This window comes from Williamsia sp. Y844 (assembly GCF_056786475.1).
In genome coordinates this window covers 877,109-895,408 of the sequence record NZ_JBXCJB010000001.1, presented here as the reverse complement: position 1 = coordinate 895,408, position 18,300 = coordinate 877,109, and the positions used below count along the sequence as shown (strand labels likewise).

At 64.8% G+C, this 18,300-nt stretch carries 13 protein-coding genes; 8 read left to right on the top strand and 5 right to left on the bottom strand.

Annotated elements, in window-relative coordinates; genetic code table 11:
* Window positions 1–84 precede the first annotated feature (84 nt).
* From AC1TQG_RS04045 to AC1TQG_RS04035, 3 genes are all read right to left on the bottom strand, one after another.
* Entirely contained in the window at window positions 85–1,335 is a 1,251-nt protein-coding gene (locus tag AC1TQG_RS04045; protein WP_482135644.1) for a saccharopine dehydrogenase family protein, read from the bottom strand.
* 92 nt (window positions 1,336–1,427) lie between these two features.
* Complete coding sequence (locus AC1TQG_RS04040; protein ID WP_482135643.1) at window positions 1,428–3,779, bottom strand: glycoside hydrolase family 65 protein; 2,352 nt, start codon at window positions 3,777–3,779, stop codon at window positions 1,428–1,430.
* Window positions 3,776–4,525: an HAD family hydrolase gene (locus tag AC1TQG_RS04035; protein ID WP_482135642.1), complete on the bottom strand. Its 750-nt coding sequence runs from the start codon at window positions 4,523–4,525 to the stop codon at window positions 3,776–3,778. The genes AC1TQG_RS04040 and AC1TQG_RS04035 overlap by 4 nt, the downstream gene beginning before the upstream one ends.
* 141 nt (window positions 4,526–4,666) lie before the next feature.
* Here AC1TQG_RS04035 and menD point away from each other — a divergent pair, with 141 nt between their 5' ends.
* The 5 genes from menD to AC1TQG_RS04010 all read left to right on the top strand — a co-directional run bounded on the left by menD (window position 4,667) and on the right by AC1TQG_RS04010 (window position 12,265).
* Window positions 4,667–6,304, top strand: coding sequence for a 2-succinyl-5-enolpyruvyl-6-hydroxy-3-cyclohexene-1-carboxylic-acid synthase (gene menD, locus AC1TQG_RS04030; RefSeq protein WP_482135641.1), 1,638 nt, complete (start codon window positions 4,667–4,669; stop codon window positions 6,302–6,304).
* A gap of 66 nt (window positions 6,305–6,370) precedes the next feature.
* Entirely contained in the window at window positions 6,371–6,841 is a 471-nt protein-coding gene (locus AC1TQG_RS04025) for a hypothetical protein (RefSeq protein WP_482135640.1), read from the top strand.
* A gap of 25 nt (window positions 6,842–6,866) precedes the next feature.
* Window positions 6,867–8,027, top strand: a complete 1,161-nt coding sequence (locus AC1TQG_RS04020; RefSeq protein WP_482135639.1) for a glycosyltransferase family 4 protein — start codon at window positions 6,867–6,869, stop codon at window positions 8,025–8,027.
* 86 nt (window positions 8,028–8,113) lie between these two features.
* Window positions 8,114–8,803, top strand: coding sequence for a demethylmenaquinone methyltransferase (locus AC1TQG_RS04015; protein WP_482135638.1), 690 nt, complete (start codon window positions 8,114–8,116; stop codon window positions 8,801–8,803).
* Window positions 8,804–8,926: 123 nt separating this feature from the next.
* The gene (locus tag AC1TQG_RS04010; protein WP_482135637.1) at window positions 8,927–12,265 is read left to right on the top strand and encodes a DEAD/DEAH box helicase; all 3,339 of its coding nucleotides are present in this window, start codon (window positions 8,927–8,929) and stop codon (window positions 12,263–12,265) included.
* A 77-nt stretch (window positions 12,266–12,342) separates the two neighbouring features.
* On the opposite strand, the gene AC1TQG_RS04005 is transcribed toward AC1TQG_RS04010, so the two are convergent.
* Window positions 12,343–13,596: a geranylgeranyl reductase family protein gene (locus AC1TQG_RS04005; protein WP_482135636.1), complete on the bottom strand. Its 1,254-nt coding sequence runs from the start codon at window positions 13,594–13,596 to the stop codon at window positions 12,343–12,345.
* A gap of 53 nt (window positions 13,597–13,649) precedes the next feature.
* Between AC1TQG_RS04005 and AC1TQG_RS04000 the strand changes: the two genes are divergently transcribed.
* Window positions 13,650–14,660 carry a polyprenyl synthetase family protein gene (locus AC1TQG_RS04000; protein WP_482135635.1) on the top strand — a complete coding sequence of 337 codons (1,011 nt, stop codon included), beginning with the start codon at window positions 13,650–13,652 and terminating at the stop codon, window positions 14,658–14,660.
* A gap of 139 nt (window positions 14,661–14,799) precedes the next feature.
* The gene (htpX, locus tag AC1TQG_RS03995; RefSeq protein WP_482135634.1) at window positions 14,800–15,657 is read left to right on the top strand and encodes a zinc metalloprotease HtpX; all 858 of its coding nucleotides are present in this window, start codon (window positions 14,800–14,802) and stop codon (window positions 15,655–15,657) included.
* An 83-nt stretch (window positions 15,658–15,740) separates the two neighbouring features.
* Here the strand turns inward: htpX and AC1TQG_RS03990 are convergent, their stop codons facing one another.
* Window positions 15,741–17,240 carry an MFS transporter gene (locus tag AC1TQG_RS03990; protein WP_482135633.1) on the bottom strand — a complete coding sequence of 500 codons (1,500 nt, stop codon included), beginning with the start codon at window positions 17,238–17,240 and terminating at the stop codon, window positions 15,741–15,743.
* A gap of 23 nt (window positions 17,241–17,263) precedes the next feature.
* On the opposite strand from AC1TQG_RS03990, the gene AC1TQG_RS03985 reads away from it, so the two are divergent.
* Window positions 17,264–18,283 carry an Lrp/AsnC family transcriptional regulator gene (locus AC1TQG_RS03985; RefSeq protein ID WP_482135632.1) on the top strand — a complete coding sequence of 340 codons (1,020 nt, stop codon included), beginning with the start codon at window positions 17,264–17,266 and terminating at the stop codon, window positions 18,281–18,283.
* The last annotated feature ends 17 nt before the right edge of the window (window positions 18,284–18,300 follow it).

The following is an 18,300-nucleotide window of genomic DNA, read 5'->3' as shown; positions in this document are numbered from 1 at the left end:
CCCCCAAACGAGCCGGTAGTACGAAGACGAGCCACAAATATGTGGCTCGTCTTTGTACTACCGGCTCGTTTGCGGAGGTGGGGGCTAGGTGAGCTGCTCGGCTTCGAGTTTGAAGCCGGCGGCACGCAGCCGTTCGATGAGGACATCGCCGATCGCGGCGGCGGGGGTCAAGATGCCCGAGCGCGGCGGCAATTCGTCGCGATTCAACGCCAGCGACAGCGCACACTCCGACAACATCACCGCCGTGGCCTTGTATCCCGGGTCACCCTTGCCGACGATCCGGGACCGATAACGCTTACCGGTGGTGGTGGTCGTGTAGGTCTCCGTCGTGAAATGACCTGCCTCCCTGACCTTTTTGCTGGGACCCTCGCCGGGCTTGGGGAGCACGCGATCCAGCACCTTGCGGATCGGGCCGACCGACATCGCACCGAGGAATGCCGTGGTCCCGGCGGCAACCGCAGCGGAAACCGCGGTCGAGACGATCGGGGTGCTGCCGACGTACACGGCCTCGCCGTAGTGGAACTTGTCGCCATAAGCATTGTCCAGCAGTGCATTCGTTCGGCGCACGACCCGGGTGTTGACGCTGGCCATGAAGAAAGGGGCCAGCGTGCCCTTGAGGCCCGGATCAACCTTCGAGGCGTTGACCAGGGCGAAATCGCTGGGCTCGGCGCTGCGTTTGATTCCGGCGTATTCGCCTGGCCCGGTGGACAGGGCATGTGGATCGAGCAGGGTGCGTCGGGTGTTCGGGTTCGCGGCCTCTTTTGCGATCACCCGAAACGAATCGATCGTCCCGCCGCTGATCCCGCCCCGGAAGCTGCGCACGATCATCGTGGTGTCGCCCAGCGTGCCCTCGCCGTCGGTACCGACCTTTTTGTACAAGAGGTAGGTGCCGAGATCTGAAGGGACGCAGTCGAATCCGCAGGAATGAAGGATCCGTGCGCCGTTGGATTTCGCTTGATCACCGAACTTGTCGATCGACATCCGAACAAAAGGTACCTCGCCGGTGAGGTCGACGTAGTCGGTGCCGTTGTTGACGGTCGACGCCAGGACCGTCTCGCCGTACTTCAGGTAGGGGCCGACGGTGGTGCACAACACCCGGGTGCGAGCGGTCATCGCATCGAGCGACGCCGGTGAGTCGACGTCGGCGATGATCAGCGGCCAGGCGTTGGCGGGCTCAGGCAGGTCGAACCGCATCTGTGAGAGTTTGTGCTCGCTGCGGCCGGCCAGGGCGATCTTGGTTCCGGCGGGCGCATGTTCGGCCAGGTACTCGGCCGTCAGTGCGCCGACGAAACTGGTGGCTCCGAAGACAACAATGTCGAACTCGCGATCAGTCATGATCCGACCCTACTGAATACGCGTGTTGTCGGCTTTTGGTTTGCCCGCGCCACCCTGGTTGAGCAGGACGAAATCGAACGTGTGCTCCGGCATCAATACGATGCGACCCGTCGATACGGCTCGCGCCCCGGCGGTTGTTCAGGCGTCGAATCCGGGCGCAGTTCGTCGATCTGCAGTGTCACCGGTCGATCACCGAGTACGAACTGTTCGCCGTGGTGCGACAACTGCTGGTGGTCGCCGCCGATCAGCCGGTAGGTCGCCTCGTTGTGATGCACTTCGACCTCGACGTAGCTGCGCCGCAGCGCCATCCGGAAGACCATGCGGTCCAGCCGGAGGGGAAGTCGCGGCGCAAAGGTGACGACCCCGCCGTGATCCCGCATCCCGCCGAAGCCGGCGACACAGCACAACCAGGTGCCTGCGAGCGCCGCGATGTGCAGGCCACCCGACGCATTGTGGTGCAGGTCGTGCAGATCGGTGAGTGCGGTCTCGACGAAGTAGTCGTACGAGAGATCGAGGTGTCCGACCTCTGCCGCGACAATTGACTGCGCACAGGCCGACAACGACGAGTCCCGCACGGTCAGCGGCTCGTAGTAGTCGAAGTTGCGCCGCTTCTGTTCCGCGGTGAACGCATCGCCGCGCAGATACATCGCGAGCACCAGATCGGCCTGCTTGACCACCTGTTTGCGGTAGAGATCCTGATACGGATAGTGCAAGAGCAGGGGATAATTCTCGGGTGGTGTGCCCGCGAAATCCCATCGGGCCTGGCGGGTGAACGATTCGGCCTGTTGATGGACACCCAATTCCGGGTCATACGGAAGCGTCATCCGATCTGCGCAGCTCTGCCAGTGCGCCGTCTCCTCGTCGTCGACACCGTATCGGGCAGCCTCCGGGGGATGCCGCTTGCACGCCGCGACGGCATCACGGAAGTTCTTCTGCGCCATCAGATTCGTATAAATATTGTTGTTGGCGATCGATGAGTACTCGTCCGGCCCGGTCACCCCGTCGATGCGAAAATCTCCGCGCAGGTCGTGATGGCCCAGCGACGCCCACGATCGTGCCGTCTCGATCAGGAGCTCGAGCCCGCGGTCGACCTCGAACTGCTCGTCACCGGTTGCGGCGACGTACTGCGAGACCGCTGCGGCGATGTCGGCATTGATGTGGACTGCAGCACTGCCTGCAGGCCAGTAGCTCGAACACTCCTCGCCATTGATCGAGCGCCACGGGAACATCGCACCCGCCTGACTCAATTCGATGGCCCGGCTCTTGGCCATGGCAAGCGTCGCGTGTCGCCAGCCGAGCGCGTTGGCGGTCGCATCGGGGACGGTGTAGGTCAGGACCGGCAGTACGAAGGTCTCGGTATCCCAGAAGGCGTGGCCGTCATACCCCGGTCCGGTGAGGCCCTTGGCGGGCAGGGCTCGGTTCTCGCCGCGAGCGCCCGCCTGCAAGACCTGGAAAAGTGCGAAGCGGACGGCCTGCTGCAGCTCCGGGTCGCCGTCGAGGATGACGTCGGCGGTAGCCCAGAAGTCGTCGAGATATTGGCGTTGGCGGGCCTTCAACTCGTCCCAGCCGTTGTCGAGGGCCGATGCCAGAGCGGCTTCGACCTGGGCCTGCAGAGCCGAGGTCGATCGCTGGCTCGACCATCCGTACGACAGATACTTCGTGATCGCGACCCGTTGTCCGACAGGGACGGTGGCGGTCACGGTCAACCGTGCGAGGTCCTCGCTGAGGATCTCGCAGGACACCGAGTTCGGCGCCTCGAGCTCATGATCCATCCCGGCGGCAATGCGTAGCCCGGACTCTCTGGTGTGGTGACCCAGTACGGCCCGATGCCCGTGTGCGGTGGCGAATTCGCCGACCAGCGGTCGGTGCAGTGCCGCCGCCAACCGGGGGTCCTTGCCCGGAGGCTTGGCCACCGATTCATTGGCCAACAAGTCGGACTGAAGGACGATCTCGGTGTCTTCGTCGAGCGGTTCGACCTCGTAACGGATGAGGGCGATCGCCCGTTCGGTGAACGACACCAGCCGTTCGGACGTGATCCGGACCCGCCTGCCGGTCGGTGAGGTCCACTCGGTCGTGCGCAGCAGGGTTCCCGAACGAAAGTCGAGTTTCCATTCGTGATGCTGGGTGGTCCCGTAACGCAGGTCCATCGGCTCGTCTTCGACCAGAAGCCGGATGATCTTGCCGTTCGTGACGTTGACAACCGTCTGCCCGTCCTCGGGATATCCGTAGCCGCCTTCCGCGTACGGCAGCTCGCGGCGTTCGTAGAAGCCGTTGAGATAGGTCCCGGGGTTGAAGACCGGCTCGGCTTCCTCGACGTTGGCACGCAACCCGATGTGGCCGTTGGACAGCGCGAAGATCGATTCGATGAGACCGAGCGATTCCAGATCGGTGCCGCGCCAGCTCAGATGCCAGGGCGCCACTTCCATGCCGGGAGCCTGGGTCATCGGTCCTCCAACAGTTCGGTGAGGGCGGTGACGACGCGGTCGGCACCGGCACGGCGCAGGTCGTCGCCATGCGTGACGCCACCGGAGCGGTCGACGCCCACGACGTAGCCGAAACGACCGGCGTGCCCGGCCGCCACGCCCGCGACGGCGTCCTCGAACACTGCGGCCTGCTCGGGCGGCACGCCAAGGGCCTCCGCGCCTGCGAGAAATGCATCGGGAGCGGGTTTTCCAGCGAGGCCACGCTGCGCGATCGTGAGTCCGTCGACCCGGGCCGAGGCATACGCCGCGAGACCCGTCGCCTCCAGGATGGGTGCGCCGTTCTTGGAGCTGGTCACCACGGCGATCGCCAACCGGGCATGCTGCGCTGCCTTCAGATACGCTACTGCATCGGAATATGGTTGCGCGCCTGTTGTTTTCAGTTCGTCGAGAAACAATGCGTTCTTGGTGTCACCGATCCCGCTGACCGTGGCGTCGGCCGCGGTATCGCCGGTGTCACCTGGCGGAAGCGTGATGTGGCGGGACGCCAGAAATGTCGCGATCCCGTCGTTCCGGGACCGGCCATCGACGTACTGGAGATAGTCGTCGTCGGTGAACGGTCGACGCTGCTCGGGATCTGCCGCGGCGTACGACACGAGAAAGGTGTCGAAAGCCTGCTTCCATGCCCGCCGGTGAACTGTTGCCGTGTCGGTCAGAACTCCGTCGAGATCGAACAGTAGTGCCGTCACCGATCTCGGTAAGCCGATCACCCTTGCGACCGTACCCGGTAGGGCTGGGTTCGCGGTCCGAAGTCGGGCACCGCGTTTTGGATCGGGCGATCTGGCCGATTGTCCGCGTCGTCACACCGGTCGACGCGATGGGCACGCAGGTGGCGCCGCTAGCCTGAAGTAATGAATCCTTCGACCCTGCAGGCGCGCGTGATCGTCGACGAGATGATCCGCGGAGGCGTGGCCGAAGCCGTGTTGTGCCCCGGCTCACGCAACGCACCCTTCGCGTTCGCGTTGCATGCCGCCGATGCGGCCGGACTCCTGCGACTGCACGTGCGGGTCGACGAGCGCACGGCCGGCTATCTCGCACTCGGATTGGCCGCGGCATCCAGGCAGCCCGTGCCGATCGTGATGACCAGCGGTACCGCGGTGGCGAACATGAGTCCGGCGGTCTTCGAGGCCAACTATGCGCGGCTGCCACTGGTCGTGATCAGCGCAAACCGCCCCTACGAACTCCTGGGGTCGGGTGCGAATCAGACCATCGAACAGTTCGGGATCTTCGGCACCCAGGTCCGCGCGGCGATCAGCCTCGGGCTGGCCGAGCAGGACCTTGACACCAACAGTCAGTGGCGTTCGGCAGTCGGGCGTGTGCTCGCCGCGGCCCGCGGCGCCCGCACGGGCAACGCCGGACCGGTGCAGTTCGACATTCCATTGCGCGAGCCGTTGGTTCCGGATCCGGGCGCCGCGCCCAGCGACGACCTCGGTGTCTTCGCAGGCCGGCCCGACGGTGCCCCCTGGACGGTGACCGCCGTCGGCAAGCTGGACGTCCCCGTCGACATCGACATCAGCGAACCGACCGTCGTGGTGTCCGGGCACGGCGCCGGACATCGACCCGAGCTGGCCGCACTGCCGACCGTGGCCGAGCCGACCGCCCCGGCCCCCGAGAACCCGCTGCATCCGCTGGCGTTGTCGGCGGTTCGTCCCACCCAGGCCATCATCTGTGGTCGTCCGACCCTGCACCGCGAGGTCTCGACGCTGCTCGCCGATCCGAATGTCCGCGTGTACGCGCTGACCACCGGGCCGCGCTGGCCCGACGTCTCGGGCAACGTGCTCGCCACCGGTTCGCGCGCCGAGGTTGTCGGGGAACCGGACGAGGACTGGCTCAAGACCTGCGCCGCCGCGCACCAACGTGCGGTCAACGCCGTCGACCTGGAACTCGATGCCACCGAAGCCGTCACCGGACTGCACGTCGCGAAGGTTGTCAGCGCGGCGATGGCACCCGGCGAGCAACTGGTGGTCGGGGCGTCCAATCCCATCCGCGACGTCGCATTGGCCGGACGTGTCGGACCCGATGTTCGGGTCCTGTCGAACCGAGGTGTCGCGGGGATCGACGGAAACGTCTCCACCGCGATCGGCGCGGCACTCGCGACCGGCGTCCGAACGGTCGCGCTGATGGGAGACCTGACATTTGTGCACGACGCCACCGGACTGCTGATCGGTCCGGCCGAACCACGGCCGAACCGGCTGACGATCGTCGTGGCCAACGACGACGGCGGAGGCATTTTCGGTCTGCTCGAACAGGGTGACCCCCGCTTCTCGGGGCCCGACTACCTCGGCGCCTACGAACGGGTCTTCGGCACACCGCACCAGACCGACCTGGCATCGGTCTGTGCCGGATTCGGAACCCCGCACCGGCTCGTGACGCTCGATGAGCTGCCCGGCGCGCTGAATGCGTCGGGTTCAGGCATCGAGGTAATCGAGGTCCGGACGGACCGGTCGACGCTGAGGTCCGTGCACGCATCCATCAAAACCCGCCTCTGACCCGTTCGCGGGGGGATGAGTGGCGACGGAATTGGGTCGTCAGAACCGAGTGACTATGGTGGCGGCATGTCTCCGACCGTGCTGCGCCGTGTTCAGATCGCGCTGCTCACTGTCGGGATCATCATCACGATCATGATGGCGACCATGGTCGCCGGGGCCTACCGGAACGACGTGTTGATCAATTCTGACAAGGCCACCACGGTGGCCGAGGTGGTCAGTGCCGGTCCGACCAGGGCGTCGGTCGCGTTCTCCACACCAGACGGCATGTTCCACAGCCCGCGCCTGGGTGTCTTCTATCCCGGTGGACTGACCAAGGGTCAGCGCATCAGCATCGACTACTCGAAGTCGGACCCCGAACTCGTCCGGGTCACCGGGCGTGACGCGAGCCTGGCGATCCTGCCCGCGTTGTCGGTGCTGGTGTATTCGTGGCTGGTCATCGGCGGCATCATGGTGCTCCTCGCCGAGATCAACCGGCGTCGGACAGGTGGACGTTCATCTGCAGTTCCGGTCCCGGTCACGGCGTCGAACACAGCCTGACAACTTCACGCCCGACACTGGGTTCGTGCGAGTGGCAATAGTCGCGGAGAGCTTCCTGCCGAACATGAACGGCGTGGTCAACTCGGTCCTGCGGGTGACCGAGAACCTCGAACGTCGCGGACATGAGGTCCTGATCGTCGCCCCCGACATCCCTCGGTCGGCGAAGCGGTCGGGGCGATCGAAGCCGGGCCCGGCGGTGGTGTCCGGTGCGCAGGTGAAATACATCCCGTCGATGATGGTTCCCAAGGTCAGCTCGATGCCGGTCGGAGTACCCGCGCTGTCGATGTATCGAGCGCTGGCCGACTTTCGCCCCGACATCGTCCACCTCGCTTCGCCGTTTGTCGTGGGTGCGGCGGGCGTCGCCTGCGCGCATCGGCTCGATGTCCCGACCGTCGCGGTGTTCCAGACCGACGTCGCCGGATTCGCCGCCAGCTACGGCATGAAACCCGGCACCTGGGCCGCCTGGGTGTGGACCCGAAAACTGCACAGCGCCTGCGACCGCACCCTGGCCCCGTCCACGGTCTCGGTCAAGGCCCTCCGCGACCGGGGTGTTCCGCGCGTCCACCACTGGGGTCGCGGGGTGGACGAGACCCGCTTTCATCCCTCGCGCCGCGACGACGCCATGCGCGCCCGCTGGAGCAGCGGCGGCAAGCTCATAGTCGGATTCGTCGGTCGCCTGGCCCCTGAGAAGCATGTGGAACGGTTGGCTGTCCTTTCGGGCCGCGACGACGTGCAGCTGGTGATCGTCGGCGACGGACCGCAACGACGAGCGCTCGAAGGGCTGATGCCCGACGCGGTCTTCACCGGTGAGCTCGGTGGCCTCGAACTCGCGCGGGCCTACGCGAGCCTGGACGTGTTCGTCCACGCCGGGGAGCACGAGACCTTCTGCCAGGCGGTGCAGGAAGCCCTCGCCAGCGGTGTCCCGGCGATCGCACCCGACGCCGGCGGACCGCGCGATCTCATCAACCACTGCCGAACCGGATATCTACTCGGCCTCGACAACTTCTCCGAGCGTCTCGCGGGCGCGATCACGACTCTCGGAGATGATCACGTGCGCTCCGAGTTCGGTACCGCAGCGCACCGTAGTGTGCAGGGCCGGACCTGGTCGGCGATCACCGACCAACTCATCGGGCACTACGACGCCGTCCTCGGACGGAACCGGGCTGCGCGCCGACTGGCGGCCTGAGACGTAGCTCGACAATTGGCCTGAGACGTAGCCGGAGGCGGAGCTCGACACCAGGCCTGATCGACGCAGCCGGTACGGTTGCGGTCATGTCACGTGCATCGCTGGCCAAGAATCCCAAAGACGTCGCGGCCATGTTCGACGGTGTCGCGGGACGCTACGACCTCACCAACACCGTCCTCTCGTTCGGTCAGGATCGCGGCTGGCGCGTTGCCACCCGCAAGGCGCTGGCGCTTGGGCCCGACGATGTCGTACTCGACCTCGCGGCAGGCACTGCGGTGTCCACCGTCGAGCTCGCGCGGTCCGGTGCGTTTTGCGTCGCGGCGGACTTTTCTCTCGGCATGCTCAAGGCGGGGGCCAAGCGGCCGGTGCCGAAGGTCGCCGCCGACGCGTTGCATCTGCCGTTCGGCGACAACACCTTCGACGCCGCGACCATCTCATTCGGTCTCCGCAACGTCAACGATGTCGATGTCGCCTTCGCCGAGCTGTTCCGGGTTCTCAAACCTGGTGGCCGCGTTGTGATTTGCGAGTTCTCCACCCCGGTCTTCGAGCCGATGCGGGTGGCCTACATGGAGTACCTGATGAAGGCGCTCCCCGCGGTGGCGACCAAGGTGTCGAGTAACCCGGAGGCGTATGTCTACCTCGCGGAGTCGATCCGCGAATGGCCGAAACAGCCGGCGCTGGCGCAGCAGATGCGCGATGCCGGATTCGAAGATGTTCGCTGGCGCAACCTCACCTTCGGTATCACCGCGCTGCATCGGGGTGTCAAACCTGCCTGACCCCGATGATGTGGCCTTTTGGTGGCGCTCACCAGGGCTTTCGTTCGCCAGAACACCACATCATCGGGAGGTACGAGTTGTTCGATTCCGGCGCTGTCTCGATCTCTCGATAACCTGCAATCAATGACTACCGACTGGGCGCACTTGATCACCCCGGCGTCGCTTGCCGACGACTTCGAGCAGGGGACGATCGGTCGTGGATCGGCGTATGCGAAGCAGCGCCGCGTCAGCGCGGTGAAGTGGGACGAGCAAAAGCATCGTTTGACCGGACGATGCGCGGGTTCGGGTGTCTCCACCTATGGCATGCGCGTTGTCTTCAGCGGGTTGGGTGCGGACTGGAAGATCGCGGATGCGTCGTGCACCTGTCCGGTCGGCTACTTCTGTAAACACGCCGTCGCGCTGCTGCTCACCTTTGCCGAAGGCATCGACACCGACTTGTCTCGCTTGCCCGCTCAGCAGGTCCCGCAGTGGGAGCGCCGGCTGCGGCCGCTGCTCGAGCCGAACCGGCCCAAACCTGCCGAACCGCTGGCCTTGCAGGTTTTTTACAGCGATGGCGTCAACGCGGGGCGTCGGCCCAAACCGGCCCAGTTGGCGTTGCGACTGTTGCGTCCAGGCACCCGGTCGCAATGGATCAGGTCGGGTATCGACTGGCCGATGATCGTCGGGCTCGGACCAGGACATTTCGACATGGCGCAGCTGTCGGCGCTCCAGGCGATGGCCTCGGACGCCATGCGGACGACCAGATACGGGCTCCCGTACGGATTGATCCTCACGACGGCACCGGCCACCATCTGGCAGCAGCTCGATGCCGCGATCGCAGCCGGGATCCCGATCCTCGGTGACCCGTCTGCCGGAATCGAGGACGTACACATCGGCAAGCGGGCCGGGCTCACCCTCGACATCGGTGGGGAGCTCGGCGGTGATACCCGCGTCGTGATCGAGATCGACGTCGATGGCGTCACGCTGCCGTCCGATGGCGTCGAAATCTTGGGAAACAAGGCGCCGCACGGTGTTTCATATATCGACGACGATGGTGTGCTCACGCTCGCACCCTTCGAACCGGACAACGGTGCGGTTGCGCAACTGTTGGATGGTCCTCCGATTGTCATCCCGGCTGGAGATGCCGCCGCGTTCGCTGCGGATATGTTGCCGCGCTTGCGCGAATCGGTGGCGGTGCGTGTGGATGAATCGGTATTCGAGCCACCCGTCATCACCGGACCCGTCGCTGTTCTCACCGTCCAGCTCATCCACGACACCGCCCACATCCATTGGGCCATGCGCTATCTGGTCAACGACAAACCCCGCGACTTCCGTGACAACCCGATGACGGAGCCGCGATGGCGCGATGTGGCCGCCGAGCAGGAACTGTGGGAAAAGCTCCGTGACGTCCTGGGTGCGGTCACCCTCCTGTCGCAGATGGCGGCCTATCGCATCCTGGTCGCGCACATCGGGGGAGTGCCGGGAACCGACAGCTTCCCACCGCTCCACGAACTCCAACCGGCCGATCATGATCACGCCCTGGCGGCCGCGACGACAAGAACGCTGCGTGTCGACCTGCAGCTGACCCCCGTCGAGACGGCGCGCCTGTTCGCCGAGATCCTGCCGACGCTCGTCGACCGCGACGACCTGGTCCTCGACGTGGCCGAGGTCAGCACGCGGTATCGGCAGGTCACCGAACGTGCGCGGGTACGGTTTTCCGGTTCGGACTCGGCCGAGTCCGACTGGCTCGACCTGGCGATCACCATGGATGTCGACGGCGAACAGGTTCCGGTGGCCGATGTTCTCGCAGAATTGTCCACGGGCGCAACACATATGTTGCTGCCGTCCGGGGTCTACTTCGCGCTGGACACACCGGAGCTGACCAAGCTCAAAGCGTTGATGACCGAAGCTGAGACGCTGGGGGAGTTGGGCTCCGGTCGAGTTCCTGCGATCCCGGCGAATGCAACGCTGTGGGAAGAGTTGCTACAACTCGGTGTCGTCGACGAGCAACTCGGGCAGTGGCGCGAACGGGTCGAAAAGCTCAGCGCGGCACGACCTCCGCAGCGCGTGGAACAGCCCCGGATGCTCGATGCCACTCTGCGTGATTACCAGCGTGAGGGGCTGGACTGGCTGTCGTTTCTCTGGGACAACGGACTCGGCGGTGTCCTGGCCGATGACATGGGACTCGGTAAGACCTTGCAGACCCTGGCGCTGTTCGCCCGCGCCCGTGAGAACGGGGAGACCGGAAGGTTTCTGGTTGTCGCGCCAACGAGTGTGGTCGGCAACTGGGTGTCGGAGTGCCATCGCTTCACCGACCTGAATGCGGTTGCCGTCACCGCGACCGCGGCGCGAAGTCGTAAACCGTTGGCAGAGTTCATCGCCGATGCCGATCTGGTGATCACCACCTACGCCCTGCTGCGTATCGACTTCGACTCGTATGACGAACAGGATTGGGCGGGCATGCTTCTCGACGAAGCGCAGTTCGTCAAGAACCACAATTCGAAAGCTCACCAGTGTGCTCGCCGGTTGTCCGTGCCGTTCAAACTCGCCGTCACCGGGACTCCGATGGAGAACAACCTGATGGAGTTGTGGTCGCTGCTGTCGATCACCGTGCCCGGGCTGTTCCCGAGTCCGAAGTCGTTCGGAGAGTTCTTCCGTAAACCCATCGAAAAGGGCGAGGATCCCGAACGGTTGCCGGTCCTGCGCAAACGCATCAAACCGGTGATGTTGCGCCGCACCAAAGACCAGGTCGCGCGGGATCTGCCTGCCAAGCAGGAGCAGGTCCTGCAGGTCGAGTTGTCGCCGAAGCACCGCAAGATCTACGACACCCGGCTGGTCCGGGAACGCGAAGTGGTGCTCGGACTACTCGGGGACTGGGAGAAAAACCGTTTCCAGATCTTCCGGTCGTTGACGATGCTGCGGCAACTGAGCTTGCACGCCGGACTGGTGGACGCTGCCGACAGCGATGTCGCGTCGGCGAAAGTCGACTTCATCCGCGAGCAGCTTCCGGAACTGATCGCCGAAGGCCACAGTGCGCTCGTCTTCAGTCAGTTCACCGGATTCCTCGGCATATTGCGAAAGGCGCTCGAGGCGGACGGTATCCGGTACAGCTACCTCGACGGGTCGCTGTCGGCGAAGGAGCGGACCGTCGCCATCGACAACTTCACCTCCGGTAAGACGCAGGTCTTCCTGATCAGTCTCAAAGCCGGTGGCTTCGGACTCAACCTGACCGAGGCCGACTACTGCTTCGTCTGCGACCCATGGTGGAATCCGGCCGCGGAGGCCCAGGCCATCGACCGGACGCACCGGATCGGCCAAACCCGGCCGGTGACCGTCTACCGGCTGGTGTCCGCCGGAACCATCGAGGCGAAGGTCGTCGCACTGCAGGACCGCAAACGTGAGTTGTTCAACGCGGTGGTCGACGACGGCGAGATGTTCTCCACCGCCGTCGATGCAGACGACATCCGCAAGATGCTGGAGTAATTCCCGATGATGTGCTGTTTTGGCGGTGCTCACCTGGGCTTTTGTTCGCCAAAAGGGCACATCATCGGGGGTCGGGGTCAGGTGAAGGGTGGGCGGGTGTCGAGTTTGTTGCTTGTCAGGCCGGCGAGGTGCCAGGCGCGGGCGATGAGATCGGAATCGTCCTCGGTGATCAGGTTGCCCATCACCCGCACCACCATCGACATCAGGGCGGCCGATCGAATACCGGGACGCCCCAGGATCGGCACCACCCGAGGCACCGTCAACACGGCGGCGAGACGGCGGGCCGCAGAGAAGGCGAGCGCGTAGCGCGACCGCAACAGATCCGGCCACAACGTCGAATAGTCGTTCTCACCAAGCACTTCGACGGCCAGGCGGGCGGTTTCGAGGGCGTAGTCGATACCCTCACCGTTGAGTGGGTTGACGCAGGCCGCGGCATCACCGATAAGCATCCAGTTCGCGCCTGCCACGCCGGAGACGGCCCCGCCCATGGGCAACAACGCCGAGGCGATGCGCAGGGGTTTGCCACGCAGCTGCCAGTCGTCGCGCTGAGAGTTGGTGTAGTGCTCGATGATCGGCCGCAGTGCCATGTGGGCCGGACGCTTCTCGGTGGCCAGCGCGCCGACCCCGATGTTCACCAACCCGGACTCGGAGCCCAGTGGGAAGACCCAGCCGTAACCGGGCAGCAATTCGCCTGCCCCGTCCCGTAATTCGAGGTGTGATCCCATCCAGGTGTCGTCGCAGCGTCCCGACTCCACGTATGCGCGCGCCGCCACGCCGTAGGCGGTGTTTCGATGCCAGGCGCGACCCAGCGACGTGCCCAGCGCCGAGCGGACACCATCGGCGACGATCACCTTGTCGACCTCGATCTGAGCCGGTCCGTCGGGTGTATTGCATTGCACTGCGGTCACTTTGCCGCCGATGATGGTCGCGCCGACAGCCTTGACGCCGGATACCATCGTCGCACCCGCGGCCAAGGCGTGGTGCCGGATGCGGTCATCGAGTTCGGTGCGGGCCACGGCACTGCCGTAGGCGGGGAAATGGGTGGACTTCTGCGGCCACCGCACCTGCTGCCGTCCACCCCACCCCTGCAGGTCGAGACCCTCGATGCGGGGGCCACTGAACGCATCTGCCAGACCCAGGCGATCGAGTTCGGCGATGGCACGCGGCGTCAACCCGTCACCGCAGGTTTTGTCGCGCGGGAACACCGCTGAATCGAGCAGGGTGACCTCCCGACCGGCGGCTGCGGCGGCTGCGGCGGCCGCCGACCCACCAGGACCTGCGCCGACGACTAGAATCTCGGTGCGCGCGGGAACGCGGATGGGTGCACTCACCCGGTAAGTATCCCGCACCACTAGGCTCTCCCTATGACAGGAGCAGGTCAGGCGTGAAGACAACGTTCGCAGGTCTTGAAATGGGATCCGAGGCTTTCGCCACGGATGTGGGGCAGTCACTCGATCGCGTTGAGGAGCTGTTGCTCAAGGAGCTGTCGTCCGGCGAGGATTTCCTGACCGAGGCCGCCACACACCTCGCGAAGGCCGGTGGCAAGCGGTTCCGCCCCATCTTCGCCATCTTGTCGGCGCACTTCGGCCCCCAGCCGCACTCCGATGAGGTGATCACCTCGGCGACCGTTGTCGAGATGATCCACCTCGCGACGCTCTACCACGACGATGTGATGGATGAAGCCGAGCTGCGCCGTGGTGCGCTCAGCGCCAACAGTCGGTGGAGCAACAGCGTGGCCATCCTGGCAGGCGACTTCCTCTTCGCCAGGGCGTCGCGCCTGGTCTCGACCCTTGGCCCGCATGCCGTGCTGATCATCGCCGACACCTTCGCGGAATTGGTCACCGGTCAGATGCGCGAAACCGTCGGCGCCCGCGGCAAAGTTGATCCGGTTGAGCACTACCTGCGGGTCGTGTGGGAAAAGACCGGTTCGTTGATCGCGGCCAGTGGCCGGTTCGGTGCCATGGCATCGGGCGCTGACACCGAACAGATCGAGCGGCTCTCGCGGCTCGGCGACGCGGTCGGTGTTGCCTTCCAGGTATCCGACGACATCATCGACATCAGCTCGGCAGCCGGTGACTCGGGTAAGAACCCGGGAACCGATCTGCGCGAGGGCGTGCACACGCTTCCGGTGCTCTACGCTCTGGCGGACCCGGCCGAGACCCGCCTGCGGGAACTCGTGGTGGCCGCCGACGGCAGCAACCGCGCACTGACCACGGACGACGAGGTCGCAGAGGCCCTCAAGTTGCTCAACAAGTCCGAAGGCCTCGTGAAGGCCCGGGCGACCCTGAAAGGATACGCCGACGCCGCCTATGCGGAACTGGCCGAGCTTCCCGAAGGCGCCGCAAACGACGCGATGAGCTCACTGGTTCGCTACACCATCGACCGCATCGGCTGACCCCACCACTCCACCCCGATGTAGTGCCGTTTTGGCGGAACCCACCTGGGCTTTTGTTCGCCAAAAGGCCACATCATCGGGGAACCACACCGTGTGGTTCGTTCGTTGAACCTCCAGTGCAACAGAACAGGAGTGATCAATGGGCAGCCATGCCAACGGACTGAAGACGGCCCTCCTGCTGGGTCTCATGTCGGCCATCATCGTGGGGATCGGTGCGGCATTCCAGAGTCCGGCCATCCTGGTGGTGGCGATCATCTTGGCCGTCGGCGTCAACGGCTACGTGTACTTCAACAGCGCCAAGATGGCGCTGAAGTCCATGCATGCGCAGCCGGTCACCGAAGTTCAGGCGCCGGTGCTCTATCGCATCGTGCGCGAACTTGCGACCGTTGCCCGCCAGCCGATGCCGGCGCTGTACATCAGTCCCACCGAGGCGCCCAACGCTTTTGCGACCGGCCGGAACCCCAAGAATGCGGCAGTGTGTTGCACGTCCGGAATCCTTCAGATCCTCAACGAGCGTGAGCTCAGAGCTGTTCTCGGACACGAGCTCTCGCATGTCTACAACCGCGACATCCTGATCTCGTCCATCGCCGGTGCGATGGCGGCGGTGATCAGTGGTATCGCCAACTTCGCATTCATCCTGGGCGGAAACCGTAACGGCGGGGCGAATCCCATTGTGCTGCTGCTGATCACCATTCTCGGTCCGATCGCGGCGATGGTGGTCAAACTGGCGGTGTCGCGGTCTCGCGAGTATCAGGCAGACGCCTCCGGAGCCGAATTGACCGGTGACCCTTTGGCATTGGCCTCGGCGCTGCGCAAGATCTCCGGAGGGGTGCAGAAGGCGCCGCTGCCGCCGAATCCGGAGATCGCTGCGCAGTCACATCTGATGATCGCCAACCCTTTCCGGGCCGGTGAGCGGATGAGCAAGATATTCGCCACGCATCCGCCGATGGAGGACCGTATCCGTCGGCTCGAAGAGATGTCGCGCGGGCACCGCTGACCGGACGTGCTCCCACATACGCCAAGACGCTCCACATATTGATTCACATATGTGGAGCGTCTTCGTATGGCCGGCGCGGTTCGTTACACGCGGGCGGTCTCTGGGGCGGCGGCGTCAGCACGAGCGCTCAGGAGCGCGAACACCACCGCGCCGCCGATGATCCCGACAACGCCCGCGACGGCGAAGGCGCTGTCCAGTCCGGACGTGAAGTTCGTCGAACTGTGATCGGTGTCGGAGCCGGTCACCGTTTGGAAGACCGATCCGAGGACCGCGATACCCAGCGCAAAGCCGAGTTGGCGGGCTGTGTTCACCGCACCCGAGGCGACACCCGATTGCTGCGGCGGTACCGCAGCAAGTGCGGTGGCATTGAGTGCCGGTGACATCACACCCACGCCGATACCGATGATCAGGAGGCCGGGAGTTGCTGCATACCAATCCGACCCGGGCCCGATGAGCATCAGTGCCAGCGATCCGACACCGACGATGACAAGTCCGCCGCCGATGGTGATTCGTGGGGGCACATCATGCAGGAACTTCCCGCCGACACCGGCGACGAGGAACGCCATCACCGGCATGGGGAGGACGGCCAGCCCGTTGTTCAGCGGCGACAATCCGACTGTGCCCTGCATCCAGATCGCGAGCAGCGGCAAGCTCGAGAACGCGGCGATGCTGATACCGAGGGCTCCGATGACGCTGCCGGTGAGTCCGCGGTGGGTGAACAAGCCGAGCGGCAACATCGGGGCTTCCTGCTTGCGCTCGACGACCACAAAGGCAGCCAGCATCACCACGCCCACCGCGAATGCGGCCAGGGTGACCGGTGCGGTCCAGCTGTCCTCGCCACCATGGATGATCGCGTACGTCAGCGATGCCGCGCCGACGCTGAATGTGAGCACGCCGGGGATGTCGAGTCTCAGGGCACGGCGGTTGTCCGTCTTGAACGCGGTCGCCGCCAGCCACAGGGTGATCGCCGAGAGTGGCAGGTTGACAAAGAAGATCCACCGCCAGTCGAGCAGATCGGTCAGCAGGCCACCGAGGACGACACCTACTCCGGCTGCGGCGCCGCTGACAGCGCCCCACGCTGCGAAGGCTGTTCCACGGTCGCGGCCGGTGTAGGTGGCGTGAAGAAGGGCGAGGGTGGTCGCGAACATGGCCGCGCCGCCGATGCCCTGGACGCAACGGGCTGCGATCAACACGGCGACATTGGGCGCCAGCCCGCACGCCAGCGAAGCGAGCGCGAACACCGCGATACCGATGAGATAGATCTTTTTGTGTCCGACACCGTCGGACAGGCTGCCTGCAGCGAGAACCAGTGCGGCAAGCACCAGTGCGTAGGAATCAAGCACCCATTGGAGCGCGGAGAAGCTGGTGTCGAGGTCCGACTGGATGTCGGGGAGTGCGATGTTGACGATGGTGATGTCGATCAGCAGCATGAATGTGCCGAGACAGGCCGCGACGAGTGGTATCCACTTGCGCATGGTCAGGTCCTTTCGGTTGAAGCCGTAGTTGTTGTCCCTGAGTGTGCGGACTCCAACCGACAATCCAGCACTCTTGACGTCGATAATCGAGATAACCTCCAGACCCATGGGCCGATGTAGAGGAATCAGCGATGATCGATGACAATGACCGCAGAATCATCCACGCTCTCGGCTACGACATCCGGATGTCGTTCGCCAAGATCGGGGCGGCGCTGGGCATGGCGGAACAAACAGCCGCGCGGCGCTATCAGGCGATGGTGCGCGGTGGGGTCCTGCAGTGCACGGCACTGATCGACTCCCTTGCGCTCGGAGTCAGTCAGAGCGTCCTGCGGATCACGCCGGTCCCGGGTAGTGGCGCCACGCTCGCGACGGCCCTCGGGCGGCATCCGGATATGAGTTGGGTGAATCTCACCAGCTCGCAGGTGATGGCTGTCCATCGTCCCAAGTCGGCGGGGGAGCGCGATCAGATGGTCACCGATCAGCTTCCGAAAACATCTCTGGTGCAGGCGATATCGTCGCACACGGTGGTGCGACGATATCCGCTCGTAGCCCGCATGCCGAGTTTTCCGGAGCTGTTCGAACCTGATCAACTCGAAGCATTGAAAGAGGCTGCGGAGACGCGATTTTCGGTCATCACCGAGCATGAGCGGGACGAAAGATCCCATCGCGCAACGCTTCAGCTCGACACCGATGACCACAAGATGTTGAACATGCTGGAGCGCGACGCGCGAATGCCATACGCGAAGATCGCGGACAACCTCGGTTGGACGCCCGCGCGGGCCGCGCATCGATTACGTGAACTCGTCGACAGTGGCGTGGTGTACCTCGATCTCGATGTCTCGCTGCCGCAGCTCGGGGTGAGCTTGGCGGCCATCATCTGGGGAAAGGTTCCGGTCAGCCGACTCGATGCCGCCGGTAGTGCTGTCGGGACGCTGCCCGAGGTCCCTTTCGTCTGCGCCACAACCGGAACCACGAATCTGATGGCGTCGGCGCTGTGTCGCGACACCAGTCATCTGTACGAGGTGATGACTGCCGGGTTCGGAGGCGTGGCGGGTGTTGATGACATCGAGGTGACCCCTGTCGTCCGCCAGATCAAACAGGCCAGAGCCTTCGTCAGCGCAGGCCGCGTGCAGCAGATGGCGATTCGTTGACCGAAAGCGACGGCAGG